The sequence below is a fragment of the Nitrospirillum amazonense genome, from assembly GCF_007828035.1.
In the GTDB taxonomy this organism is placed as follows: domain Bacteria; phylum Pseudomonadota; class Alphaproteobacteria; order Azospirillales; family Azospirillaceae; genus Nitrospirillum; species Nitrospirillum amazonense.
On record NZ_VITV01000007.1, the window covers coordinates 122,256 to 146,764 of the forward strand.

Genomic DNA, 24,509 nt, shown 5'->3' on the forward strand with positions numbered 1-24,509 from the left:
CCCATGGAAAACCTGCGCTACGAACTCAGCACCACCAAGCCCGCCGGCGGCACCCGCGCCGTCGGCCTGGTGGGCGTCGTCGCCTCCGGCAATCTGGAAGTGCTGCTGGAACGGGGGGAGGCGCCCGACCGGTGCGTTATCGACATCGCCACCCCGGCCCATGGCTTCGCCGCCCTCTGGCAGGCGGTGACGGCTGACTTCGCCGTCCGCATGGCGGCGGGCGGATTGCGCATCACGATCAACGACGGCGGCGCGCGGCCTGACACGGTGGCGCTGCGCCTGGCCCAGGGGGTGCACCTGATGGAGAAGCCGGAATGACCAGTCCCTCCCCCACCCGCCATAGCTGGTATGAGGAGTCGGCCCGGGGCCGCCTGGCCCACCTGCTCGACCCCGGCAGCTTCACGGAATTCCTGGGCCCCGAGCGGCGGGAGTTCAGCCCGCACCTGGGGCTGTTCAACCTGCCGCACCAGCTGGACGACGGCATCATCGTCGGCACCGGCAGGCTGGATGGGCGGCCCGTCCTGGTGGCCGCGCAGGAAGGCCGCTTCATGGGCGGCGCCATCGGCGAAGTGCACGGCGCCAAGCTGACCGGGCTGCTGCGCGCCGCCCGCCAGATGAAGCGCGACGTGGTCATCCTGTTCGACACCGGCGGCGTGCGTTTGCAGGAGGCCAACGCCGGTGAACTTGCCATCTCGGAAATCATCCGCGCCACGCTGGACGCCCGGGCCGAAGGCGTGCGGGTGGTGGGACTGCTGGGCGGCCGCGCCGGCTGTTATGGGGGCGGCAGCCTGATCGCCGGCTGCTGCTCCGCCCTGGTCATTTCCGAACAGGGCCGGCTGTCCGTCTCAGGCCCGGAGGTCATCGAGACCAACAAGGGCGTGGAGGAGTTCGATTCCCGCGACCGGGCGCTGGTCTGGCGCACCATGGGGGGCAAGCATCGCTATCTGATCGGCGGGGTCGACCTGTTCGTCGATGACGATGTCGCGGCCTTCCGCGCCGGCGCGGTGGCGGCCCTGGAACGACCAGCCACCCTCGACCAGGCGGTGCTAACGGCCGAACAGGCGCGGCTAGAGCGCCGGCTGGCGCGCTTCGGCGACGCCGCTGACGGCACGGAGGTCTGGGCCCGGCTGGGCGTTGCCCATCCCGCCGGGGTCCCGGACCTGGACACAAGCGCCTTCCTGACCATCGCGACCAGAAAACGGGAGGGCGCCGATGCGGCCCGCTAACATCCTTTCCTCGCTTTTCCCGGCCGGTCATGACGTCACGGAGGCGGGCGGTCTTCTCGGCGGCAGCGGCCGGCTTGATCCGCAGACCCCGGTGGACGTCGTCGGCATCAGCGGCAAGACCTACCCCGGCGTCGATGAGGCCCTGGCGCTGGCCGGCCGCATCCTGTCCATCGCCGATCGGCCGGACGCCGCCCCCCTGCTGTTCCTGGTCGATTCCGGCAGCCAGCGGATGAGCCGCCGCGATGAGCTGATGGGCCTCAGCGAAACCCTGGCCCACCTGGCCAAGGCGTTGTGGCGGGCGGAGCAGGCGGGCCACCGCACCATCGGGCTGCTGTACGGCGGCAGCGCCGCCGGCGCCTTCATCGCCACCGCCCTCGCCTGCGGCTCGCTGGTGGCCCTGCCCGGCGCCTGGCCCGAGGTCATGGACCTGCCGTCCATGGCGCGCGTGACCAAGCTGTCGCTCGACGTGTTGACGGAAAAGGCGGCCGGCACCCCCGTTTTCGCGCCGGGCCTGGACAACCTGTTCGCCACCGGCGCCATCGCGGAGATATGGGACCCGGACCAACCGCTGTGCGATCAGCTGAAGGCGCTGCTGGCCACCACCCGAGATGATGACGGACGGGCGGGGTGGGGCCTGGAACGAGGCGGCCGGGTGAAGGCCGCCGCGATCGCGCGGGAAGTGCAACGGTTGGCGCTGGCCCATGGTTGACCTCGCCACCCTGCGCCGCCATGACCTGGTCCACCTGTCCCCCGAGGCGTGGCGTGGCCAGGTGACCGGCCTGGTGGAGGAGGTTGCCGACTGGGCGGATTTGGGCCGCCCCGCCATTTTCCGGCAGCGTGTCTGCGCCGACCCCGATGGCGCCGTCCCGCTGGGCCTGCCCCTGCCGCCGGGCATGGGGCGCAAGCGGCTGGCCCTGTCCTGTCCCCCCGCCGCCGTGGCCCGGGTGGCGCCGCCGCCGCTGCTGCGCGACGCCCGGTCTTCGGCACCCGCCGCCTGGCGGCCGGTGATCGAGGCTTTGTTGGGCGCGGATACGTCCTGGCGCTGTTTCGGCAGCCTGGCGTGGCAGCACCTGACCGGCCTGCCCTACCTGACCGACGCGTCCGACCTGGACCTGCTGATCCCCTGCGCCAGCGGCGCCGACGCAGCACGGATCACGGCGGCGCTGGGCGGAATCGCCGCCTGGGCCCCCATGCGCCTGGACGCGGAACTGGTATCCTTGGATGGCGGCGCCGTGCAATGGCGGGAGTGGCTGTCGGATGCCCCCCACCTGCTGGTCAAGACCCGATCCGGGCCGGCCCTGGTCGCGCGGGAGGCGCTGTTCCCATGACGATGCCGCAGACAGCATTGGCCCAGCCACCCCTCCCCGTCCTGGCTCCTGATCACCGAACCAGCCCGGACTGGATCGGCCGGCAGGCGGTGCAGGCCCTGATCCTGGAGGTGGAAACCTGGCCCAAACCCGGCCTGGTCAGCCATATCGACACCGGCGCGCACCGGGACATGGACGCGGCCCTGTTGCGCCTCAGCGCCCGAACGCTGGAGCCATACTTCGTCGCCCTGGCCGAGGCCGGTGCCGCCGACGCCGGCATGGACCGCCTGCGCCTGATCGGGCTGGAGGCGGAGGCGGCGATGCGCCAGGCCACCGGCAACGTGAACACCCATCGCGGGGCGATTTTCGGCCTGGGCCTGCTGGCGGCGGGAGCGGGGCTGGCCGGGGCCTGCGCCTGGCGGCAGCCCTTGGGAATTCTGGTCGCCGCGCGCTGGGGCCGCGAAATCACCGCCAAACCGCAGGAAGCCGCCAGCCACGGCGGCATCGTGGCGCGCCGCTACCGCGCCGGCGGCGCCCGTGAAGAGGCCGCCGCCGGCATGCCGTCGGTCTACGATGTCGCGCGCCCGGCCCTGCGCGAGGGGCGCCGCCTGGCGGCGGGCGATGAGGAGGCAGCGCGCGTCCACGCCTGCATGGCGCTGATCGCCACCGTGGGCGACAGCAACCTGCTGTATCGCGGCGGGGTCGACGGGCTGGCCTTCGCGCAGGCGGCGGCCCTGCGCTTCCTGCGGGACGGTGGCGTCGGGTGCCGGCACTGGCGCTGGGCGGCCAAGACCATCCATGACGACTTCGTCGCCCGCAATCTCAGTCCCGGCGGCTGCGCCGACCTGCTGGCCATGGCACTGTTCACGGAGGCGCTGGAATCGTGAGTCTGGCCCTGCTCTGCTCCGGCCAAGGCCGGCAGGATCGTGGCACCTTCGCCTTGCTGCCGGATGAGCCGGCGGCGCGTCCCATCCTCGACGCCGCCACTGCTCTGCTGGGCGCGCATCCCGCCGAATTCTGCCGGACGGCGCCGGAGGAGGCCCTGCACGCCAACCGGGAGGGGCAACTGCTGTGCGTGGCCCGCGCCCTGGCCGCCGCGGCCACCCTGTTCCCGCACGGGGCTTCACCGGAAACCATCGTCGCGGGCTACAGCGTCGGCGAAATGGCCGCCTGGGGCATTGCCGGCGTGTGGCCGGCCGCCGACACCCTGGCGCTGGTCGACCGGCGGGCGAAGGCCATGGACATGGCCGGCGGCCCGGACGACCAGCTTGCCCATGTGCGGGGATTGTCGCGCGAGGCGGTGGAGCGGCTGGCCCGGCGGTTCGACTGCGCCATCGCCATCGTGAATCCCGGCCGGCTGTTCATCGTCGGCGGGACCCGGGCGGCGACGGAGGCCTTCTGCGCCGCCGCCCTGGACGCCGGCGCCGCGCGCGCCGGCCCCATGAACGTGCACGTCGCCTCCCACACGCCGCGCCTGGCCGACGCGGTGGTGCCCTTTGCCACGGCCCTGGCGGCGGTGCCAGCCAAAAGCCCCGCCCTGCGCCTGATGACCGCCAGCGGCGCCACGCTGGTGGCGCGGCCGGACCGGGCACTGGCCGGGTTGGCCGGGCAACTGGCTGAAACCATAGACTGGGCGGCCGTGCTGGAGGCCCTGGCCGAACGTGGCGTGACAACGGTCCTGGAACTGGGGCCAGGCCGCGCCCTGGCGGACATGGCGGCGGCGGCCCTGCCCACCGCCGAGGTCCGCGCCCTGGACGATTTCCATAGCCTGGCCGGTGCGCGGGCGTGGCTGAAGGATCGTCTGGGCCGGTGTACGGCCGGTGTCGGGGAATGATATGTCTCCATGGTTCAGCGATTGATTGGAGGCTTCCCAGACATGACGACGGACGTTCCCCAGCGCACCGCCGACCATCCCATCGACCCGGACATCCTGGCGCGCTGGTCGCCCCGCGCCTTTGACGGGTCCACGCTGGACGACGCGACGCTGGCCACCCTGTTCGAGGCGGCGCGCTGGGCGCCATCGGCCTTCAACGCCCAGCCCTGGCGCTTCGTTTACGCCCACCGCGGCACCACGGAATGGGAGTCGCTGCTGTCCGCCCTGGTGCCGCGCAATGCCGCCTGGGTGCAGCACGCCTCCGTCCTGCTCTTCGTCCTGTCCGATACCCTGTTCCTGGCGCCCGGGCAGACCGAACCGGTGCCGGCCACGACCAACAGCTTCGATGCCGGCGCCGCCTGGGCCCTTCTGGCCCTGCAGGCGCAGAAGCTGGGACTGCACACCCACGCCATGGCCGGCTTTGACCGGGCGCGGGCCACCGAGGTCACCGGGGCCGGCGACCGCTTCCGCATCGAGGCGGCCGTGGCCATCGGCCGCAAGGGCGACCCAGATACATTGCCGGAGCCGCTCCGGGCCCGGGAGTTCCCCAGCCCCCGCCGCCCCCTGGCCGAAACCGTCCATCGGGGCCGCCTGCCCTGACCATCAGGGAAGCGGCCGGCACCGCCGCCGCTTCCCAACCGCGCTTCCCATTCCCCGCAAGCAAATGCCCAGGCGCCCCTGATCAAGATCAGCGGACGGCATTTGATATGCTGCACCGCAACGCATAGGCCGTGGCCACCCAGGCCGGGCCGGTAAAAATGCGACGGGCAGTTGGGTCCCGCCGGGACCCTGACGGTGCCGATGCCGGCACCCTTCATAGAGGGGAATAGCGCCATGACCGTCCTCGGCCCCGTGGCGGAGCCTGTTTCGGCCGCGCGCATGACGCCGGCCCAGGCCCGCATCCTGTTCGCCGCCACCATGGGCAATTTCATGAGCGCCACGCCGGTGCTGTACACCGTGTTCGGCATGGTGCTGATCCCCATTTCCCAGGAATTCGGCTGGCCCCGGGCACAGGTTTCGGGCGTGCTGGGCCTGGCGGCGCTCTGCGCGGCGGCAATGGCCTTCGCCACCGGGCCGCTGGTCGACCGTTATGGGCCGCGCCGCCTGATCCTGATGGGCAGCCTGTCGTTCGCGGTGGCGCTGGGCCTGTTCTCCTTGGCGCCGGCCCGGGTGCTGCCGTTCTACGGCCTGTTCCTGCTGGCCGACATCGCTGCCGCCTTCGCCTCGCCCATGACCTACAGCAAGGCGGTGTCCGGCTGGTTCGACCGGGGGCGCGGGGCGGCGCTGGGCTTCGCCGGTGGCGTGGGCAACGGCCTGGGCGCCACGGTCATCCCCATCATCGGCGGTGTGCTGTTGTCGCGTTTCGACTGGCGGGTGACCTATCAGGGCATGGCCCTGATGGTGGGGGCCATCGGCTTCCCCATCCTGCTGCGGTATTTACGCGACCCGCCGCCCGGCGGCCTGCGGGACGCGGGGCCCGCGCGGGCGGAAACGATGACGGCCACGGCCAACGACCTGACCCTGCGCCAGGCGATCGGCACCCGCGCCTTCTGGATCACGGCCCTGGCCATCGGCCTGTGTGCCGCCTGCATGACGGCGATGTTCACCAACGTCGTGCCGGTGCTGACGGAGCGGGGCTTCGCCCTGGCCGACGGGGTGACGGTGGTAACCGTCTTCGCCCTGGTGTGCGCCGTCGCGCAATGGCTGATGGGCCTGGTGCTGGACCGCATCGCCACGCCGCTGATCCTCGTGCCCTTCTATCTGCTGGGCCTGGGCGGCCTGCTGCTGCTGCAATACGGGCCCAGCATGCCCTGGCTGGTGGCGGCCGGGGTCATGATGGGCTTGGGCCTGGGCGCGGAGTACAGCGCCCTGCCCTTCCTGGTGTCGCGCTATTTCGGCTTCCGCAGCTATGGCGCCATCGCCGGCGTGCTGTACGGCGGCATCAATGTCGGCATGGGGCTGATCCCCTTCGCCATGAACGGCATCTTCGACGTCTATCGGTCCTACGATCCGGCGCTGCACCTGATCCAGGGCCTGATGCTGGCCGCCACCGCCGCCTTCCTGTTCCTGCCGTCGTACGGCAGGCCGCTCAGGGGCTGACGCGAGACTCCCGGGGCATGAAAAAGGCGGGGCGCGAACCCCGCCTTTTTCATTTCCGCCTATGCCTCAGCCGAACAGCTTGGCCGCCAGCGTGGCGACATGGGCGCCCTGGAAGCTGGCGATGCCCAGTTCCGCTTCCGACGGCTGGCGGGAGCCGTCGCTGGCCGACAGCGTGGTGGCGCCGTAGGGCGTGCCGCCCTGCACCGCGCCCAGTTCACCCAGGCGGGGCTCGGCGTAGGGCACGCCCACCACCACCATGCCGTGGTGCAACAGGCTGGTGTGGAAAGACAGCAGGGTGCTTTCCTGGCCGCCATGCTGGGTGGCGGTGGAGGCGAAGACGCTGCCGATCTTGCCGATCAGCTTGCCCTGGGCCCACAGGCCGCCCGTCTGGTCCAGGAAGTTGCGCATCTGGGCCGCCATCATGCCGAAGCGGGTGGGCGTGCCGAAAATGATGGCGTCATAATCCGCCAGCTCTTCCGGGGTGGCGATCGGCGCCTCCTGGTCCAGCTTGGCATAGGCCTTCTCCGCCACGTCACGCGGCATCAGTTCCGGCACGCGCTTCACCACCACCTCGGTGCCGGCCACGGACTTGGCGCCGTCGGCCACGGCGTAGGCCATCTTCTCGACATGGCCCCAGGTGGAATAGTAAAGGACAAGGATCTTCGCCATCGTCAGTCTCCAGGCGGGTTACGGGTGCCCGGCATATGCCATGGGCCCCACGGCCCGCCAAGGCATGGGCCGCCAGAGGCAAGTTCCCGGGCAGTTCTGGACAAGACGGGCAGGATGGCCTTCCCTACCCTCACACTCGCGACGGACCTGGTGTCGTGGATGCTGGGACATCCCCATCGGACGGTCCGCGAGACAGGAGTAGTGAGGAGAGGTTGTTGGAAACCCTCGAAGCCCTGCGCACGCGCCCCCTGAAGCCCGGTTTCGGCGCGGAAATTCTGGATGTGGATCTGAAAACGGCCTCATCGGCGGAAGTGGACTTGGTGGTGGAGGCCTTCCACCGCCACGGCGCCATCCTGCTGCGCGGCCAGGATTTGGATCCCGCCGGCCTGAAGGCCTTCCTGGGCCGCTTCGGTCCACTGGAGGGCCACACCCAGAAGCAGTTCACCCTGCCCGACCACCCCGAGGTCTACATCCTGTCCAACAAGGTGGTGGACGGTAAGCCCATCGGCGCCCACAACGACGGCGTGGGTTGGCACACCGACTATTCGTACAAGGCAGAGCCGGTGATGTGCACCATGCTGTACGCGGTGGAGGTGCCGGCCGAGGGCTCGGACACCCTGCTGGCCGACCTGTGCGCCGCCTACGACGCCCTGCCCGAGGAGCGGCGGGCCCAGCTGGACGGGCTAAAGCTGCACCACAGCTATGAATACTTCATGACCAGCCGCCAGTACCTGCGGGTGGACCAGCTGAGCCCGGAACTGAAGGCGGAGAATCCGGACGTCATCCACCCTCTGATCCGCACCCATCCCGCCGACGGGCGCAAGGCCCTGTGGGTCAGCACCGGCACGGTGAAGGAGGTGGTGGGCGTGCCCAACCCCCAGGGGCTGGAACTGCTGGATGAGCTGGTGGCGTTCGTGACCCAGGACCGCTTCGTCCATGCCCATAAATGGCAGGTGGGCGACATCCTGATCTGGGACAACCGCTGCACCCTGCACACCGGCACCCTGTACGACGACAAGAAGTACACCCGCCTGATGCACCGCATGTGGGTCAAGGGCGACCGGCCCTTTTGAATTCCCTCAGACGCCGGGCGGCCACGTCCGTGGCCTTGGCTATCCTCGTTCCGCCTTGCGGTGCTCACTCCGGGGCCGGCGGTCGCCGGCCCTGGGTTCAGTATGGTCGATCTCCGAAGACTGGCCGTGGGCAGGATCCCCACGGCCACTTTTTTACCGATGGGGCGTTTGATGACGACGACAAGACCGCGCACCTGGCTGATCACCGGCGTCAGCTCGGGCTTCGGCCGGGCGCTGGCCCAAGCGGCGCTGGACCGGGGCGATCGGGTTTGGGGCACCGTGCGGAGCGAGGCCGACGCCGACGCCTTCCGCGCCTTGGCGCCGGACCTGGCCCGCGCGCCCATCCTGGACGTGACGGACGAGGCCGCCACCCACCGCGTGGCCGCGGCGGTGGAGGCCGATAGTGGGGGCATGGGTGGGGGCGGCATCGACATCCTGGTCAACAACGCCGGCTATGGCTTGGTGGGCGGGGTGGAGGAAACCAGCCTGGCCGACGCCCGCGCCCAGTTCGAGGTCAACGTCTTCGGTGCGCTGGCGATGATGCAGGCCGTGCTGCCCTACATGCGCGGCCGCCGGGCCGGGCACATCGTCAACATCACCTCCGTCTCCGGCCTGGTGGGCTGGCCCAGCCTGGGCCTTTACTCCGGCAGCAAGTTCGCGCTGGAGGGCATCACCGAGACCCTGGCGCAGGAGGTGGCGCCCCTGGGCATCAAGGTGACCATGGTGGAACCCGGCGGCTTCCGCACCGACTTCGCCGGCCGCTCGCGCAAACGCAGCGAGGCGGACACGGACCGTCCGGACCTGGCCGCCGACTACGACGCCACCGTTGGGGAATGCAAGCGCATCCTGGCCAGCCATGCGGGTCAGGAGCGGGGCGACCCCGCCCGCGCGGCGCGGGCCATCCTGAAGGCCGTGGACGCGGAAACCCCGCCCCTGCGCCTGCTGCTGGGCGAGGACGCCGTGGGCTACGCGACCATGAAGCTGACCGGCCAGCTGGCCGATATCGAGGCCTGGCGGGCCGTGTCGGTGGACACCGATTTCCAGGCGTGACGCCCACGACGGAAGCCAAGCACGTTCAACCGGGAACGCGCTTGGCTCCAGCGCCTTGACCAACGGACGGCGTCACGCCTCGATGCGCGCCTGGCCCCAGGCGGCCGCCACATCCGCGCTTTCCACCAGCAGGGCGCAGTTCTTGGACAGGGCGTGCAGCGCGCCCCAGTGCAGGGCCGGCTCATAGGCGGCGCAGGCGTCAGCTACGATGAAGACGTGGAAGTCGCGATGGAAGGCGTCACGCACCGTGCAGTCGACGCAGCATTCGGTGGTGAAGCCGCAGACCACCAGGGTGTCGATGCCCCGCGCCCGCAGCCGCGCCTCGAAATCCGTGCCGGCGAAGGCGGAGAACAGCACCTTCTCCACCTCCATCTCGCCCGGTTCCGGCGCCACGCCGTAATAGTCGGCGCCAGGGGTGCCGGCGCGGCAAATGCCCACCGCCTCCGCCGGCCAGCCGCGCCGTTCGTAAAGGGCCTTCAGGGCCGCGCCGTCCGTTTCCGGCCGGGTGATGACGCGGATGAAGACGGGCGGCACGCCGGCGGCGCGGGCGGCGGCCAATAACGGGCGGATGCGGTCCAGCGTCGGATCGACCACGCCCAGATCCAGGCCCGCCTGGCCGATGGCGCCCTCGGGCGCGATGAAGTCCACCTGCGGATCGATGACCAGCAGGGCCGTGCGATCCGGCCGGATCATGGGTGCCAGCGCCGCCGCCGGCACCGGCGGGTCCAGCGTCAGGGTGACCGTTACAGGCCCGGCTGGGATGCCCTCTTTCGGGATGGTCGGCATCAGTAGGGCCTGTCCCCGGCGACGGTGACACGGAAGCCGGAGCGGACGTTGGGAAAATAATCCCACACGGCCAGATGCTGCACGGCGCGGTTGTCCCAGAAGGCCACCGAATGGGGCTCCCAGCGGAAGCGGATCTGGAAGTTCGGGTTCTTCACATGGTCGAACAGCAGGCTCAGCACGGCCTTGCTCTCCTCCTCCGGCACGCCCTCGATGCGGGTGGTGTAGGAGGAGTTCACGAACAGGCACTTGCGCCCCGTCACCGGGTGGGTGCGCACCACCGGGTGGCTGTTGCAGGGGTAGCGCTTGTCGTAATCCTTGAACAGCGCGTGATAGACGGGGTTGGCGTCATGCACCGCCGTCAGGCCGTCCAGATAGGCCTTCATGCGGTCCGACAATGCATCATAGGCGGCATACATGCTGGAGAAGCAGGTGTCGCCCCCGACCGGCGGCAGGGTGTGGATGTAGAGGATGCTGCCCAGCGGCGGTTCCGCGTCGCAACTGAGGTCGCTGTGCCAGTTCTCCCCCGCGACGTACTTGGAATTGGCGTCCGCGTGAATGGCCACGATCTCCGGATGGCCGTCGATGCCGGGCACGGCGGAATGGATGGCGAGGCGGCCGAAATGCCGGCCGAAGGCCTTGTGGGCGTCATGCGTCAGGGCCTGCTGGTCACGGAAGAAGATGACCTGGTAGCGGGCGAAGGCGTCCTTCACCTCTGCCACCTGCAGGTCCGTCAGCGGCTGCGACAGGTCGATGCCCAGCAGTTCCGCCCCCAGCGCCACGGCGCTGGGCTTCACGCGGAAGCTCTGATACTCGCGGATGCCGTTGTCCATGGCGCGTCACACCTTAGCGGGAAAGGCCTCACGGATGGCCGGCAGCACCTCTTGGGCGAAGCGCGGCACACCGGTGATGTAGTCGGGGAAGATCAGCATCATGCCATCCAGGTCGCAGCCGCCCAGCATGTCGATCAGCTTGGCGGCGATCGTCGCGGGCGCGCCCACCAGATGGCTGGACATGAAGCCGGACTTGGCCTTGGTGGTGAAGTCGTTCTGGCGTCCGATCTCCACGTCCAGGAAGCCGTAGGCCTTCATCATGCCGCGCCAGGCGCCCTCGTCGAAGCCCTCGACATACCGGGCGGCCAGGGCCTCGGCCTCCGCGTCCGTGTCGCCCAGTACCAGGGTCATCATGGAATAGGTCTTGATGGTGCGCCCGGCCTCTTTCGCCATGGTCTTGGCCATGCCACTGTTCCTGGCCAATTCCTCCTTGCTGGAACCGGACAGGAAGATGGCGTCCATCTCATTGATGGTGAAGGCCATGCCCCGCTTGCTGGACCCGGCGCAGACCAGGAACGGCCGGGAGAACGGCTTGGGATCGGACTGGCAGTCCGTCAGGGTCACGTACTTGCCCTGGTAATCGACCGTATCCTCGGTCCATAGCCGCTTGATGGCGTGCACCCATTCCTCGGCGAAGGTGTAGCGCTCGTCATGGTCCAGCTCATCCCGCCAGGCGCCCATCTGCTCGAACTCGCCCTTGTACGAGCCGTTGACGACGTTCAGGCCGGCGCGGCCCTGGCTGATGTGGTCCAGGGTCATGATCATCTTGGCGGTCACGGCCGGATTCTGCAGCAAGGTGTGGACGGTGGCCCACACCTTGACCTCCTTCGTCACCTCCGCCAAACCCGCCATCATCATCTGGCTTTCCATGGCGTAGCGCCAATGCTCGGTCGCGCCGCCGTAGCCGCGCCACTTGGCCATGGCCATGATGAAGTCGTAGCCGGCACCGTCGGCCAGCTGGGCCACCTGGCGGTTATAGGCGTAGGAGCCGTCGATGCGCGGGGCGGAGGAGGATAGGATCCAGCCGCCGTTGGCGATGGGCAGGAAGATGCCCAGGTCCTTGCCGCCCGCATCGGAGGGCAAGGGCGCGCGCTTCAGTTCGGTCGTCTGCGTCATGATGGAACCAGGCCTCCCTTAGAACGAGTAATTGACGCTGAACAGCATCTGCCGCGGCGGAATGTACTGGTTGCTGACCACGCCGCTGCCGTAAGGGTCGGTGTAGCGCCCGGAGATACCGGCCCGGTCCAGCAGGTTGGTGACGGTGAAGGTGGCCCGCCACGGCCCGCTTTGCGGGGTGTATTCGAAGAACAGGTTCACCTGGCTGTACGATGGCACGTGGTCCACCCCGGCCTCGTTGAACACCCGCGCCTGATAATCGCTGCGGAACAGCAGCTCCGCCCGCGACACCAGGGTACCGTATGCGCCCAGGGTTTGCTGCCAGCTGGCGTTGACGCCGCCGGCGGCACCCGGCATGTCGGGCGGGGTGTTGCCCTTGACGTTGATGGACTGGGCGGCGCGGATGGCGAACCACTGAGCGCTGTAGGGATATGTCACGCCGGCGGCCACGGCCTTGGCGGCGGCGGCATCGGCCAAGCGCCGGTCCAACGCCAGGTAGGTGTCGGGGATCTCCCCGTCCATCAGGGTCAGGTTGGCGCCCAGTTCCAGCCGGTTGTCCAGCAGGCGGTACTTCGCCTCGACCTCCGCACCCCACATGTTCACCTGGGGGATGTTGCCGATGCCGCCGCTGTAGGGCACCGGATCCTCCTCGATGTACTGCATGTTGTTGTACTTGGAGTAGAAGGCCGACAGGTTGACGTTCAGGTGGTTGGCCAGGAAGCGGTTCTTGGACCCCAGCTCAAAGCTGTCCACCGTCTCCTTGTCGTAGCTGCCGGAGACGACCATGGCGCTGCTGGTGCCGGTGTTGACGCCGCCGGGCTTATAACCGCGCGACCAGCTGGCGTAGACCATGTTGTCCGGTGTCAGGTCGAAGTCGGTCTCCGCCTTGCCGGTCAGGGCGTAGACGTTGGTGGAGCGGGGCGACGGCTTGCCGTAGTAGTCAGAGCCCCAGCCGTCATACTGGTCGACATTGTAGCGCACGCCGCCCGTGAGCCGTAGGCGGTCGGTCAGGTGATAGGTCGCCTGCACGAAGGGCGCCACGCTGTCGCGGTCCACCGACGACAGGTTCTCATAGCTGAGGTTGGCCGGCAGGGCGGCCGGCGAGGTGTTGGTGGGCAGCACCGGCGTCGGGTCACTGCCGTTGGTGCCCTTGTATTCCACCACGTACTGGCTGCTGTGGGAATGCATGTAGAAGACACCGCCGATCCAGTCCAGGTCGGTTCCGGGGTTGGAACTGAGCGTCACCTCCTCCATGATCGCGCGGCTCTTGGTGTTCCAGGCCGCCACGGTGTCGTAGCCGCCGAACAGCGCCACGGTGCTGCGGTCGCTGTCGAACGACTGCTTGGCATCCATGTACTGATAGCTGCTGATGGACTTCAGGTTGGCGAACGGCAGGGAGTAGTTGACCGTCAGCGTATCGACATCCATGGCCAGCTTGAACTTGGCCGGATAGTCCTGGGACACCTGGCGCGGGTCGCTGTCGGGATCGTCTAGCGCCTTCAGGGCGGCCCCATGGTGGTCGTCGTCGAAATGCTGGCCCGTCAGGGTGATGGTCAGGTTGTCTGTCGGCTGCCACAGGCCCGACAGCTTGTAGTTCACATTGTTGGCGTCATCCAGGTCATAGCCGCCGGGCACGCCCGTGGCGGTGGAATAGCCGTCGTGGCTGGTCTTCTGCACCACGGCGCGGATGGCGGCCGTGTCCCCCACCGGCACGTTCAACGCGGCCTTGCCCATGGCGTAGCTGTAGTTGCCGAAGGTGGCGGTCGCGTCGCCGGACAGCTTGCCCAGCTCCGGCTGCTTGCTGATGACGTTGATGGCGCCGCCGGTGGAGCTTTGCCCGAATACGGTGCCCTGCGGCCCGCGCAGCACCTCGACATGGTCCACGTCCAGGAAGCCCAGGTTCAGCGCGATGTTGTTGGGGATGTAGACATTGTCGATGTGGAAGGAGACGCCCGGCTGGGTGAAGAAGTTCTCCGGCGTCTGCGAGCCCACGCCGCGGATGGAGACGATGACCTCAGACCCGCCGCTGGGGGTTATCTGCAGGCCCGGGACATAGCCGTTCAGGCCCAGCGGCCCGGTGACGTTGCCCTTTTCCAGCGTATCGGCGGAAACGGCGGTGACGGACAGCGCGGCCTTCTGCAGGTCGACCTGGCGCTTCTCCGCCGTGACGATGATGGGTTCCAGCGCGTCCAGGTCGGCATCGGCGGCACCGGCCGGCGCGTCCACGGGGGCCGGCGGGGTTTGGGCGTAGGCGGAGGCGGCCGTCATCATCGCGGCCGCCAGGAATCCATGCCAATAGCGCAGCTTCACATCTCTCAACATGCCCGACCCCCATTCTTTGGTAGATGACGATGTGCATCGTCTTGAGGTCAAGCATGCGGGCATCCCGCGAAGTATTCTTGTTATAGGACGCCCGGGAATTTGCCTGAATTCACCATTCCCCATGCCCACCATGCACCCCTGCCACAGTTCATTATTTTACTTTTACCGCCAGACGCGCGGGAACCACCCGCAGCCCTTGCCACGGATGGTGCCCACCTCGCCAAATTTAATGTTGTTATTCTTTGAGCGTGCTCAGCTTACGGGCACCTGGGCGACGGCGCCCTGGGACCCGTCATCCGGCGCGGCCGCGCGCCGGGCGAAAGGGCCGGCGCCGGCCAGCACCGGCCGCCCCAGCAGCGCCAGGGGCACGATAGCCGCCACCATCAGCACGGCATAAAGGTAGAAGATGGGGGCGAAGGTGCCGATCTGGTCGGCGATGGCGCCGGCCGCCACCGGCCCTGCCGCCGCCACGGTGGTGATGGTCCACACCATGCCCAGCACCTGCGACCCGATGTCCTTGCCGAAATATTCCAGCAGCAGGACGCTGGCGGCCAGGTAGGCCACACCCCAGCCGATACCGAACGCCAGGGCGAAGGCGCCGATGCCGACCAGGGTGCCGGCATGGGCGAACAAGGCGATGCCGACGACCTGCATAGCCAAGCCCAGGACCAGCAGCCGCCGGGTGGACATGATCTCGCACAGCGGCCCGGCCACCCCCTTGGCCACCGTCATGACCAGGGCCATGGCGGCCAGTGCGAAAGCCGCCGTGTCGGGCGCCACGCCCAGGATGCCCAGATGGTTCAGCGCCACGCTGTTGATGGTGGTGACGCAGGCCATGGTCATGGTCATGGAGGCGGCAACGGCCAGGAACTGCGGCGTGGCGATGGCGCTGCGATAGGTCCAGCCCGTCGCGGTGATTTCGGCCGGGCCCGCAGACGCCCCCTCGGCACCCACCGGCGGCTCGGCCTCGATGGCACGGTCGCGCAGGCACAGCAGGTTGACCAGGGTGACGGCCACGGCGACACCGGCCATCTCCATCCAGTAGACGCGCCAGTCCGCGCTGAACGCGACGATGGCGCGGGCCAGCGGCGGGCCAACCACGCCGCCGAAAGCGCCGATCATGAGGTAAAGGCCGATCATGCGGGCCGAGCGGCGCGGAAACCAGCAGGCGATGGCGTAGATGGCCGGCACGTTGCCGGTCAGCGAATAGCCCAAGCCCAGCAGCAGCATGGCCGCGTAGAAGGCCAGCAGGCCGTGGGTGTACGAGGCCAGCATGTAGGCCGCCACCAGCACGAGCCCACCCAGGGCCATGGTGTAACGGGGCCCGATGCGCTTCATCAGCGTGGTGGGGAAGACGCTGGACAGGCCGCAGGCGATGCCCAGCAGGGAGAAGCTGAAACCGGCCGCCTTGAAGGACCAGTGCAGTTCGCCAACCATGGTGTAGAGCACCACGCCCAGCGAGGCGAACGTCGCGGCGTTGAGGAAAAAGAAGCTCAACGACACCGCCGCCAAGACCAACCACTCTCGCCGCATCAGGAAACTCCCGGGCTCATGGGTGTAAGTCATCACCGAAACGCTATCAGCCGATGCGGTCGCCGCGCTTGCCAACAGGCGAACAAATTCATGCCGAAAACGTTCGCCCACTGTGATGATAGGCACACTTAACGGTTCTATCGCCTAAAAAAACAGCGATCCTAAATTTGCCCAATAATTAACCAAATCAGCGCACGGGCCAAACCGGACGCGGGGTCAGTCCGGCGCGAGCCAACAGCGCGGCCTGGGATGCGCGCGCCTGCCGCCGCAGGGCGTCCTCATCCACCGTCAGGCAGCGCCCGTCCCGCACGACAATCCGACCATCGACCACCACGTCGCGGACCGACCGGCCGTCAGTACCCCACACCAGGTGCAGGGCGGGATCGCCCGCCACCAGGAAAGGGGCGGAAAGGGAATCGTGCACCACCAGGTCGGCCCGCTTGCCCACCTCCAGCGAGCCGATACGGTCGGCCATGCCGATGGCCCGCGCCCCATCGATGGTGGCCAGGGCGAAGGCCGTATCGGCCCCGAAACAATGGGCGTCTAGGCTCATGTCCCGAGCCAGGCCGGCAGCCAAAGCAGCGGCGCGGTGGATGTCCGGCAGGTCACCGGCGTTAGGCGCGTCGCAGCCCAGCGCCACCCGCCCGCCGCGTAAGGCCATCTCCGCATGGCGCCCGGCCCGGCTGACGCCCTGGGCCAGGCGCAGGTAGGCCCAGGGGCAATAGGCCACCGCCGTGTCGCTGGCCAGCAGCGCATCCATCTCGGCATCGTCCAGCCAGACGGCATGGGACAGCAGCAGGTGCGGACCCAGCACGCCCAGGTCGGCCAGGTGCAGCAGCGGCCGCCGCCCCGACCGGCGCAGGTAGGCCGCCACGTCGGCCTCGGTCGGGGAGATGTGCATGGTCATGCCCACGCCCCGCCGGCGTGCCAGCTCTGCGGCACCGGCCAGCAGGGCGTCGCTGGCAAGGTCATGCCCCACCAGGGTCACCCACCCCTCCACCAGCCCGCCTTTCGGCAGGCCATCCAGCACGGCCGCCTGGCGGGCCAGCACCTCATCCGTCGGCGCGGCGTAGGGGGCGTCGGAAACGTCCCAGCCCCAGCAGCCCACCGCCGCCCGGATTCCGGCACGCGTCAGGCCGGCGGCCACGCGAAACGGGTGGGCCACGGTGCCGGCCTCCACCAGCGTGGTGGTGCCGTATTTCAGAGATTCCACGGCGGTGAGCGTGGCTGACAGCTCATCATCATCGGCGGTGTGCGCGCCGTGGATGGGCACCGCCCAACCGAAGATGGACTCGTCCGACGACTGCCGGTCCGGGATCAGGCTGCGCACCAGCGGGTCCCCCGTCAGGTGCTGGTGAGCATTGATCAGGCCGGGCGTGATCAGGCCGCCGCCGGCATCCAGCACCGGGGCCGCCGGCCAACGCGCCCGCAGCGCCTCGGCCTTGTCCACGGCGATGATCCCGCCGTCGGCGATGGCCACCCCGCCCTGGCGCCAGACCGTGCGGCTGGCATCCATGGTGACGACGTCGCCGCCCAGCACCAGCAGGTCCGGTGCCGGCATGCCGGCATCCCGCCTCACGGCGCCCGGCCGCACAGCGCCAGGGCCGCCATGGCGTACAGGCGCGTGCAGTCCACCAGGTCGTCGATGCTGGGCCGCCAGCGGCGCGGCCCCATGGTCACGGACGGGATGCGGTTCATGTTGAAGACATTGTGGTCGCGCCACATGCTGGAATAGACGGAATTGCTGATGGGCTGCGGCCCGCCCCGCACCCGGCCGTGGGCATGGTCCAGCGCCCTTTGCAGCGGCCGCACCGCGGCGGGGTCGGCGGTGAAGCCATGACGCACGGTGTAGGGCTGGATTTTGACGTCGCCGAAGCCGGCCTCGCGGAAGGCGCGCTTCAGGTCGCGGTCCACGGCGGCGATGGTCTGCACCGGGGTCAACGCCACCTGGACATAGACGTTGCACACCTCGCTCGCCGCCCCCATGGCCTGCGGCGTGCCGCCCCGGATGGCGCCGATCTGCACCTTGGGCACGGCGGTGCCGCCCGGCCCCTCGTACCGGTGCTTGACCTCATACTCCCGCGCCCAGCGCTGGATGATCTCGATGGCCGGCGCCACCTTGACCAGGGGACTGGGATGGTCGGCCAAGGCCTCGGGATGGGTCAGCAGGGGCGTGAACACCCCCTGGCCATAAATCGTGACGCGGAAGTCGGCATAGCCGCACGCCGTCCAGTTGACGCCGAAGTCCGTGCCCTCGGCCGAGATGACGTAGTCCGGCGCCACCCCGCCATGGGACATCAGGTAGCAGGCGCCCAGCTCCTTGCCCAGATAGTCGACCCCGCCCCGCTCCTCTGCCGGTTCGGGGCCGATCTCGCCCGGGCAGGCGGTCAGGTATAGGAGGCCGCTGAGGTCAATGCCCGCCTTCTTCAGGGCCTTGGCCGCCATCAGGAAGCAGGCCATGGGGCCGCGGTCGTTGCCCACGGCATGGCCGAAGAAAGTCTCCCCCTCCAGCCAGGCGCCCAGCCATTGCGGGTCCGCCACCGTTTCCGGGCGATAGGTGTATTGGTCCGTCTCATCATAAAACGGACTTTCGGTGTCCAGGTGGCTGGTGAACAGCAGGTTGGGTCCGTCCCCCTTGCCGCCATAGGTGCCGATGACGTTGAAGCGGTGCTCCAGCAGCCCGGCCTTGCGCGGGGCGAAGCCGTTCTCCGCCATCCAGCCGTGGACGAACTCGCCCGCCCGGCGCTCCTGGCGCATGGGCGAGGGGATGCCGCACAGGTCCAGCACCAGTTTCACCAGCTCATCCCGGTCGATGGCCCGGGTGATGGCGGCCGCCTCTTCATCGGAAACCTTCAGCGCCACGTCATGCGTCGTCATGCCCTATCCCCTGCCCCATGCATTGCCTGGATGCGTTACTGGGCCCCGCCCCTGTGCGCGGGTGCCGTCAGGGGATCATAGGCGGCCCCGTTCCCCCCGCTCTTGCCGATTAACGCATGAAAGCTTGCCCGGGCGGAACCATGGGACGGCGGCGGCGTGCTGGCGAAAGCGGCCATGCGCGTGCAGGCAAGATCGCCGCATCGGGCGGCCCTAAGGTTTTCCCCATGAGGGCGCCCCCGGCGGGGCCGCCCGGATGCTTCAACCAGGGGGACCCATGACCGTTCAATTGGATCGCGCCGCTGCGGCGGAACGGCACAAGATCCGGCCGACGCTGCACCTGCTGCCGGCCACGCCGCGCACCGTGCATTGGGGCTATTTCACCCCCGACCAGGCGCCGGCCCTGACGGTCAAGAGCGGCGACATCATCCAGGCGGAGGCCATCACCCACCATGCCGGCGACGCCCCGGACCTGATGATGGACGAGGCGGTGGCCCGCATCTTCAAGGAAATCCCGGAGGCCGACCGCAACCCCGGCGTCCACATCATGACCGGCCCCATCCATGTCGAAGGCGCCAGGCCCGGCGATATGCTGGAGGTCCACTACCTGAAGATGACGCCCCGCACCCGCTACGGTTCCAACCTGGCGGCCAACTGGGGCCATCTGTTCAAGGAGATGGGGGAGAAGGAGCGGGTGACGATCTATGAGATCGACGCCATGAGCCAGCAAGCCCACGCCCTCTACGCCTATGACTTTCCCGGCCGCTATGACGTGCCGGGCAAGATCACCAACTGCCCGGAATGCGACCGTCAGAAGGCACTGCCCGGCGTGCGCGTGCCGGTGCGCCCGCACCTGGGCACGGCCGGCGTGGCACCGAACGTGGCCGGACGGGTCAGCACCATCCCGCCCGGCCTGCACGGCGGCAATATCGACAACTGGCGCATCGGCGCCGGCGCCACGATGTACTATCCCGTCCAGGTCGACGGCGCGCTGTTCTCCATCGGCGACCCGCACGTCTCACAGGGCGATGGCGAGTTGAGCGGCACCGCCATCGAGGCATCCCTGAACGTCATGTTCCAGGTCTTCCTGCGCAAGGACTTCCGCTTCCCCTCCCCGCTGCTGGAAACGCCGGACTGCTGGATCGTGCACGGCTTCGACCCCGACCTGAACGTGGCCATGCGCAACGCCTCGGTCGACATGCTGAAGCTGCTGACCGAGGAGCAGAACCTGAGCCGCGACGACGCCTATTCACTGATGAGCATCGCGGCGGACTTCGGCGTCACCCAGGTGGTGGACGGGACCCAGGGCATCCATGTGCGCATCCCCCGCGGCGTGTTCCCGCCGCGCGAGGACTGAGGCCGCGACGATCAGACAAACAAGGGGCATGGCGTGGGGGTTCAAACGATGAAGCACTCTTTCCTGAATGACGCCTTTTTCAGCGGCCTGGACAGTTCGGCCCTGGGCGTGGAGGCGGCGGAGACCTTGCCGCCGCTGTGCTACACCGACCGCGAATTCTATGAGTTCGAGAAAGAGGCGCTGTTCAATCACGAATGGCTGTGCGTGGGACGGGAATCGTGGGTGAAGGAGACGGGCGACTACTTCACCACCAGCATCATCGATGAACCCATCGTGGTGGCGCGTGGCCGGGACGGCGTGATCCGCGCCATGTCCAGCGTCTGCCAGCACCGCGCCATGCTGGTGGCGGAGGGGCAAGGCAACACCCGCGCCTTCCTGTGCCCCTACCACCACTGGTCCTACGGGCTGGACGGCCAGCTGATCGGCGCGCCGGCCATGGAGAAGACCTGCAATTTCGACAAGAAGGACATCAAGCTTCCCCAGTTCAAGGTCGAGGTCTGGCACGGCTTCATCTTCGTCAACTTCGACCTGGATGCCCCCGCCCTGGCTCCCCGGCTGGCGGCGCTGGAGGGGGTGATGGCGCCCTATTCCATGGCGACACTGAACGGCCCGGCCCCGGACCGGGACATCAAGTTCCCCTGGAACTGGAAGGTGATGTTCGAGAACAACAACGACGGCTATCACGCCAACCGCCTGCATGGTGGCGCCCTGCATGACTTCGTGCCCTCGCGCCTGGCCGCCTTCCCCGATGACCTGCCGGCCGACACGGCGGGCTATTACCGCACCAACGGCACCCTACACGCCGACGCCAGCTTCAACCCCACGCAGAAGGCCATCCTGCCGGTCTTCCCCGCGCTGGGGGAGGCGGAGCGCAACCGCATGCTGTTCGTCAACGTGCCGCCCACCCTGTCCCTGGTCATCACCAGCGACATGATCATCTATCTGATCCTGCGGGCGGATGGGGCGGAGACGCACCTGATGGACCAGGGCTATCTGGTGGCGCCGGGCGCGCTGGAGGACCCGCTGTTCGACGACAAGCTGGCGATGAACAAGCATTCCACCGCCGCCATCATCGCCCAGGATCTGCATGTGGATGAGATGGTGCAGGTGGGCCTGCGCTCCCGCCACGCCATCCGCGGCCGCTATTCCTGGCAGGAACAGGCGCAGCGGGAATTCAACGGCTGGCTGGTGCGGCGCTACCAGGACACCTGGGCCCGCGTGAAACCCACCGCCTGAGCCTGATAAAGCGCGGCACGAGGTCCATCTCGTGCCGCTAGGCTGCGACCGCAGCCGCCGGAACCTTTCGGGCAGCGTAGCGGACCGAAAGGTGGGGATAAGGCAAGCCGGCGGATGCCGGCGCCCGCCGCCTGAGGGACTAAAAAATGACCACTAACCGCCTACCCACCATCTTCTTCGGCCATGGCAGTCCCATGAACGCCCTGGAGGACAACGTTTGCACGCGGGAATGGACCAGGATCGGGGGGCTGCTGGGTGCGCCCAAGGCCATCCTGGTCATCTCCGCCCACTGGTACACACGGGGCACGGCGGTGACGGCCATGGAACGGCCGCCCACCATCCATGATTTCGGCGCCTTCCCCCAGGCCCTGTTCGACGTGCGGTATCCCGCACCGGGCAGCCCGGAACTGGCCAAGCGCGTGGCGGAGGTGCTGGCGCCCCTGCCCGTGATCCAGGACCAAAAGTGGGGCCTGGACCACGGCACCTGGTCGGTGCTGGTGAAGGCCTTCCCCAAGGCTGACATTCCGGTGGTGCAGCTGAGCATGGACGGGACCCAGCCGGCCGCCCACCATTTCGAGGTGGGACGGCGGCTGGCGGCCCTGCGTGACGAGGGCGTGCTGATCGTCGGCACCGGCAATGTCGTCCACAACCTGGGACGCATGAACTGGGACCCCAGCACCCCGCCCTATCCCTGGGCGGCCCGCTTCAACGACCTGGTGAAGCAGTGCATCGCCAGCGACACGCCCCAGCCCATGATCGACTTCCAGAAGGCCGGGCCGGACGCCGCCGCCAGCATCCCGTCACCGGATCATTTCCTGCCCTTCCTCTATGTGCTGGGCACCCGCCAGCCGGGCGACGCCGTGACCCTGGTCAACGACCGGGTGGAACATGGATCGCTCAGCATGCTGACCGTCGCCTTTGGCGACCTGGCCGCCTGACAGGGTATGGGACGATGAACGGCGCTGATGACTGGTTCCCCGTGCGCGTCACCGCCAAGGTGCGGGACGGGGGCGATGTCTTCCTGTTCGACCTGGCCGACCTGGCGGGCGCCCCCCTGCCCGCCTTCCAGCCCGGCGCGCACATTGATGTGGCAGTGGGTGGGGCGGTGGACGGCCCCGGCCTGACGCGCCAGTATTCCCTGTACAGCGCGCCGGCCGATACCCGCCGCTACGGCATCGCCGTGCAGCGGGAGGCCGAGGGACGCGGCGGATCGCGCACCCTGTGCGACATGGTCGCGGCGGGCGATACCGTGCGCATCCGCCGGCCCCGCGCTCTGTTTACCCTGGCGGCGGATGCAACGTCGCATGTCATGATCGCCGGCGGCATCGGCATCACGCCCCTGCTGTCCATGGCGTCGCACCTGGCGGGGGAAGGCGGCGTCACGCTGCACTACCTGGTGCGCCGGCGCGACCGCGCCGCCTTGCTGGACGCCGCCCGCCAGGCGGTGGGACCGGATAACCTGCACCTGCACGTGACGGCGGAAACGGGGCGGCCCGATCTGGCCCGGCTGATCGGATCGCCAGCGCCGGGCCGCCATCTCTACCTCTGCGGCCCCGCCCCGCTGCTGGACGCGGCGACCGCCGCCGCCGGAGGCCTGGGCTGGCCGGAAAGCCATGTCCATCTGGAACGCTTCGCCGCTGATGCCGTGGCGAACGCCGGCGCCAACCGCCCTTTCCTGCTGCGCCTGCGTTCCACCGGTGCCGTCATCCCCGTCATGGCGGACCAGACGGCGGCCGAGGCCCTGGCCGGCGCCAATGTGGAACTGCCCATTTCGTGCGCCGAGGGGGTGTGCGGCGCCTGCATCACCGGTGTGCTGGACGGCACGCCGGAGCATCGCGACTGCGTCCTGACGGAGGCGGAGCATAAGGCGAACCGCCTGTTCACCCCCTGCTGCTCCCGCGCGGTCAGCGAGATGCTGGTGGTGGACCTTTAGGGCCCCAGCCTGGACCCCAACGCCGCAAGGTCCAACGGCGCCCCGCAGGTGGGGCGCCGTCGCCGTTTATGGGCCGGCCCTATTCCGCGAACTGACGGGCGGCAGTACCCTCCGTGCCCGCGCCAGGCGGCACCTGGAAATCGCCGTTGTCGTTATCAGCCAAGCCCGCCGACTGGCGATAGGCGCGCGGGGTGGTGCCATAACGGTCGCGGAAGGCCCGGCTGAAGTGCGCCGCCTCGTTGAAACCCCAGCGGAAGCAGATTTGGGAGATCCCCAGATGGGCGAAGGTGGGATTGATCAAATCATGCCGGCAGCGTTCCAGCCGGCGGTTGCGAACATAGCCGCTGAAGGTCTGGTCGACCTCCTTGAACAGCTTTTGCAGGTAGCGGGCGGAGCCACCATATTCGTTGGCCACGTCCTCCAGCGTCAGGTCGGGATCGCTGAGCCGCGTCTCAATGATCTGGCAGATGCGCTGCAGCGCCATGGAGCGGATGCCGGCCGACCCGCGCGCCGTCTGCACCTGCGGATTGTCGGCCAGGGCCGTCATCAGGAACTCCGACAGCGCCATGTCAATGGGTCGCAGCGGACCTTCGGTCAACGTGCCGAATGTTTCTGCCAAAGCCTTGAGCATTCCCGAAAGCACGTGCCCAATTCCTGACCGCCCCGGCAAATGCAAAACACCGAAAGATAGCGGCGTTATCAATCGAGGGTTGACCGCCGACTTGGGAATGAGAGCGTAAAGGACCTGGAATTTGGTGCTGAAGGACAACGAGGCGGGGATTCCCGTCTGGCCATAGATGATATCCTGCGGCGCCAGTTCCAGTTTACCACCCGGATGAGTCAAGGTGGCGCTTCCCTCGATCAAGACAATCAGCCAGACGGCGTCCACCTTCTTCATCAGGCGGCCGGATATTTCCTGCGGCGAGGAAGTGATGCGGGCGAATTCGATACCAAGAGGTGACTTGAGGCAAAACAATTTGGCGAAGAAGTCTTCGTCTTCCGGCAAATGGTCCAGTGGAAGCTTCAGTTTCTCCAGCGCATCGCGCCATACGTCGCGACGCTGCTCAACGGGGAACTGATCGGTGATCAAGTGCCATGCGGTCATCGGAACCCTCGCGCCCCCGTGTTGTCAGGCGACAGGCCGCCCCTGATAGGCGGCCGCGACTACCGGATTAAGCGCAACATCCATACCGTTAAGAATCAAAATCATTTAGCCGACAGGCG

Annotated in this window: 23 protein-coding genes; 14 read left to right on the plus strand and 9 right to left on the minus strand. The window is 68.4% G+C overall.

What is annotated here, in order from left to right; all coding sequences use genetic code 11:
- Positions 1-3: 3 nt before the first annotated feature.
- The 8 genes from mdcC to FBZ87_RS19550 all read left to right on the plus strand — a co-directional run bounded on the left by mdcC (position 4) and on the right by FBZ87_RS19550 (position 6,506).
- Entirely contained in the window at positions 4-318 is a 315-nt protein-coding gene (mdcC, locus tag FBZ87_RS19515) for a malonate decarboxylase acyl carrier protein (protein ID WP_145612266.1), read from the plus strand.
- On the plus strand, positions 315-1,226 hold the full coding sequence (locus FBZ87_RS19520; protein ID WP_145612267.1) for a biotin-independent malonate decarboxylase subunit beta: 912 nt from the start codon (positions 315-317) through the stop codon (positions 1,224-1,226). The genes mdcC and FBZ87_RS19520 overlap by 4 nt, the downstream gene beginning before the upstream one ends.
- Complete coding sequence (locus FBZ87_RS19525; RefSeq protein WP_145612268.1) at positions 1,213-1,935, plus strand: biotin-independent malonate decarboxylase subunit gamma; 723 nt, start codon at positions 1,213-1,215, stop codon at positions 1,933-1,935. Before FBZ87_RS19520 ends, FBZ87_RS19525 begins: the two co-directional genes overlap by 14 nt.
- A complete protein-coding gene (mdcG, locus tag FBZ87_RS19530) occupies positions 1,928-2,554 on the plus strand; it encodes a malonate decarboxylase holo-[acyl-carrier-protein] synthase (protein WP_145612269.1) in 627 nt (208 codons plus the stop codon). The genes FBZ87_RS19525 and mdcG overlap by 8 nt, the downstream gene beginning before the upstream one ends.
- Positions 2,551-3,420 (plus strand): triphosphoribosyl-dephospho-CoA synthase MdcB, encoded by an 870-nt coding sequence (mdcB, locus tag FBZ87_RS19535; RefSeq protein ID WP_246134492.1) that lies wholly within the window; start codon positions 2,551-2,553, stop codon positions 3,418-3,420. Before mdcG ends, mdcB begins: the two co-directional genes overlap by 4 nt.
- Complete coding sequence (locus tag FBZ87_RS19540; RefSeq protein ID WP_145612270.1) at positions 3,417-4,367, plus strand: acyltransferase domain-containing protein; 951 nt, start codon at positions 3,417-3,419, stop codon at positions 4,365-4,367. The genes mdcB and FBZ87_RS19540 overlap by 4 nt, the downstream gene beginning before the upstream one ends.
- Before the next feature lie 42 nt (positions 4,368-4,409).
- On the plus strand, positions 4,410-5,006 hold the full coding sequence (locus tag FBZ87_RS19545) for a nitroreductase family protein (RefSeq protein WP_145612271.1): 597 nt from the start codon (positions 4,410-4,412) through the stop codon (positions 5,004-5,006).
- A 234-nt stretch (positions 5,007-5,240) separates the two neighbouring features.
- Positions 5,241-6,506, plus strand: a complete 1,266-nt coding sequence (locus tag FBZ87_RS19550; protein ID WP_186454848.1) for an MFS transporter — start codon at positions 5,241-5,243, stop codon at positions 6,504-6,506.
- Between the two features lie 66 nt (positions 6,507-6,572).
- On the opposite strand, the gene wrbA is transcribed toward FBZ87_RS19550, so the two are convergent.
- On the minus strand, positions 6,573-7,175 hold the full coding sequence (gene wrbA, locus FBZ87_RS19555; protein WP_088874388.1) for an NAD(P)H:quinone oxidoreductase: 603 nt from the start codon (positions 7,173-7,175) through the stop codon (positions 6,573-6,575).
- A gap of 215 nt (positions 7,176-7,390) precedes the next feature.
- Here wrbA and FBZ87_RS19560 point away from each other — a divergent pair, with 215 nt between their 5' ends.
- Together FBZ87_RS19560 and FBZ87_RS19565 are read left to right on the plus strand one after the other, a co-directional pair.
- A complete protein-coding gene (locus FBZ87_RS19560) occupies positions 7,391-8,248 on the plus strand; it encodes a TauD/TfdA dioxygenase family protein (protein ID WP_246134493.1) in 858 nt (285 codons plus the stop codon).
- 171 nt (positions 8,249-8,419) lie between these two features.
- Complete coding sequence (locus tag FBZ87_RS19565; protein WP_145612274.1) at positions 8,420-9,298, plus strand: oxidoreductase; 879 nt, start codon at positions 8,420-8,422, stop codon at positions 9,296-9,298.
- 72 nt (positions 9,299-9,370) lie between these two features.
- Here the strand turns inward: FBZ87_RS19565 and FBZ87_RS19570 are convergent, their stop codons facing one another.
- The 7 genes from FBZ87_RS19570 to FBZ87_RS19600 form a co-directional block, all read right to left on the minus strand.
- A complete protein-coding gene (locus tag FBZ87_RS19570; protein ID WP_145612275.1) occupies positions 9,371-10,084 on the minus strand; it encodes a cysteine hydrolase family protein in 714 nt (237 codons plus the stop codon).
- The gene (locus FBZ87_RS19575; RefSeq protein WP_145612276.1) at positions 10,084-10,914 is read right to left on the minus strand and encodes a TauD/TfdA dioxygenase family protein; all 831 of its coding nucleotides are present in this window, start codon (positions 10,912-10,914) and stop codon (positions 10,084-10,086) included. The genes FBZ87_RS19570 and FBZ87_RS19575 overlap by 1 nt, the downstream gene beginning before the upstream one ends.
- A 6-nt stretch (positions 10,915-10,920) precedes the next feature.
- Positions 10,921-12,030 carry an LLM class flavin-dependent oxidoreductase gene (locus tag FBZ87_RS19580; RefSeq protein WP_145612277.1) on the minus strand — a complete coding sequence of 370 codons (1,110 nt, stop codon included), beginning with the start codon at positions 12,028-12,030 and terminating at the stop codon, positions 10,921-10,923.
- An 18-nt stretch (positions 12,031-12,048) separates the two neighbouring features.
- Positions 12,049-14,352 (minus strand): TonB-dependent receptor, encoded by a 2,304-nt coding sequence (locus FBZ87_RS19585; RefSeq protein ID WP_246134494.1) that lies wholly within the window; start codon positions 14,350-14,352, stop codon positions 12,049-12,051.
- 252 nt (positions 14,353-14,604) lie between these two features.
- On the minus strand, positions 14,605-15,885 hold the full coding sequence (locus tag FBZ87_RS19590; protein WP_186454849.1) for an MFS transporter: 1,281 nt from the start codon (positions 15,883-15,885) through the stop codon (positions 14,605-14,607).
- Between the two features lie 187 nt (positions 15,886-16,072).
- Positions 16,073-17,446 carry an amidohydrolase family protein gene (locus FBZ87_RS19595; RefSeq protein WP_145612279.1) on the minus strand — a complete coding sequence of 458 codons (1,374 nt, stop codon included), beginning with the start codon at positions 17,444-17,446 and terminating at the stop codon, positions 16,073-16,075.
- Between the two features lie 14 nt (positions 17,447-17,460).
- Positions 17,461-18,762, minus strand: a complete 1,302-nt coding sequence (locus tag FBZ87_RS19600) for a zinc-binding metallopeptidase family protein (protein WP_145612280.1) — start codon at positions 18,760-18,762, stop codon at positions 17,461-17,463.
- A 274-nt stretch (positions 18,763-19,036) separates the two neighbouring features.
- On the opposite strand from FBZ87_RS19600, the gene FBZ87_RS19605 reads away from it, so the two are divergent.
- From FBZ87_RS19605 to FBZ87_RS19620, 4 genes are all read left to right on the plus strand, one after another.
- Positions 19,037-20,116, plus strand: a complete 1,080-nt coding sequence (locus FBZ87_RS19605) for an acetamidase/formamidase family protein (RefSeq protein ID WP_145612281.1) — start codon at positions 19,037-19,039, stop codon at positions 20,114-20,116.
- Positions 20,117-20,164: 48 nt separating this feature from the next.
- The gene (locus FBZ87_RS19610; RefSeq protein WP_145612282.1) at positions 20,165-21,352 is read left to right on the plus strand and encodes an aromatic ring-hydroxylating oxygenase subunit alpha; all 1,188 of its coding nucleotides are present in this window, start codon (positions 20,165-20,167) and stop codon (positions 21,350-21,352) included.
- A gap of 146 nt (positions 21,353-21,498) precedes the next feature.
- Positions 21,499-22,290 carry a 4,5-DOPA-extradiol-dioxygenase gene (gene ygiD / locus FBZ87_RS19615; RefSeq protein WP_145612283.1) on the plus strand — a complete coding sequence of 264 codons (792 nt, stop codon included), beginning with the start codon at positions 21,499-21,501 and terminating at the stop codon, positions 22,288-22,290.
- A gap of 14 nt (positions 22,291-22,304) precedes the next feature.
- Complete coding sequence (locus tag FBZ87_RS19620) at positions 22,305-23,285, plus strand: PDR/VanB family oxidoreductase (protein ID WP_145612284.1); 981 nt, start codon at positions 22,305-22,307, stop codon at positions 23,283-23,285.
- A 79-nt stretch (positions 23,286-23,364) separates the two neighbouring features.
- Here the strand turns inward: FBZ87_RS19620 and FBZ87_RS19625 are convergent, their stop codons facing one another.
- Positions 23,365-24,390 carry an AraC family transcriptional regulator gene (locus FBZ87_RS19625; RefSeq protein WP_145612285.1) on the minus strand — a complete coding sequence of 342 codons (1,026 nt, stop codon included), beginning with the start codon at positions 24,388-24,390 and terminating at the stop codon, positions 23,365-23,367.
- Positions 24,391-24,509: the final 119 nt, after the last annotated feature.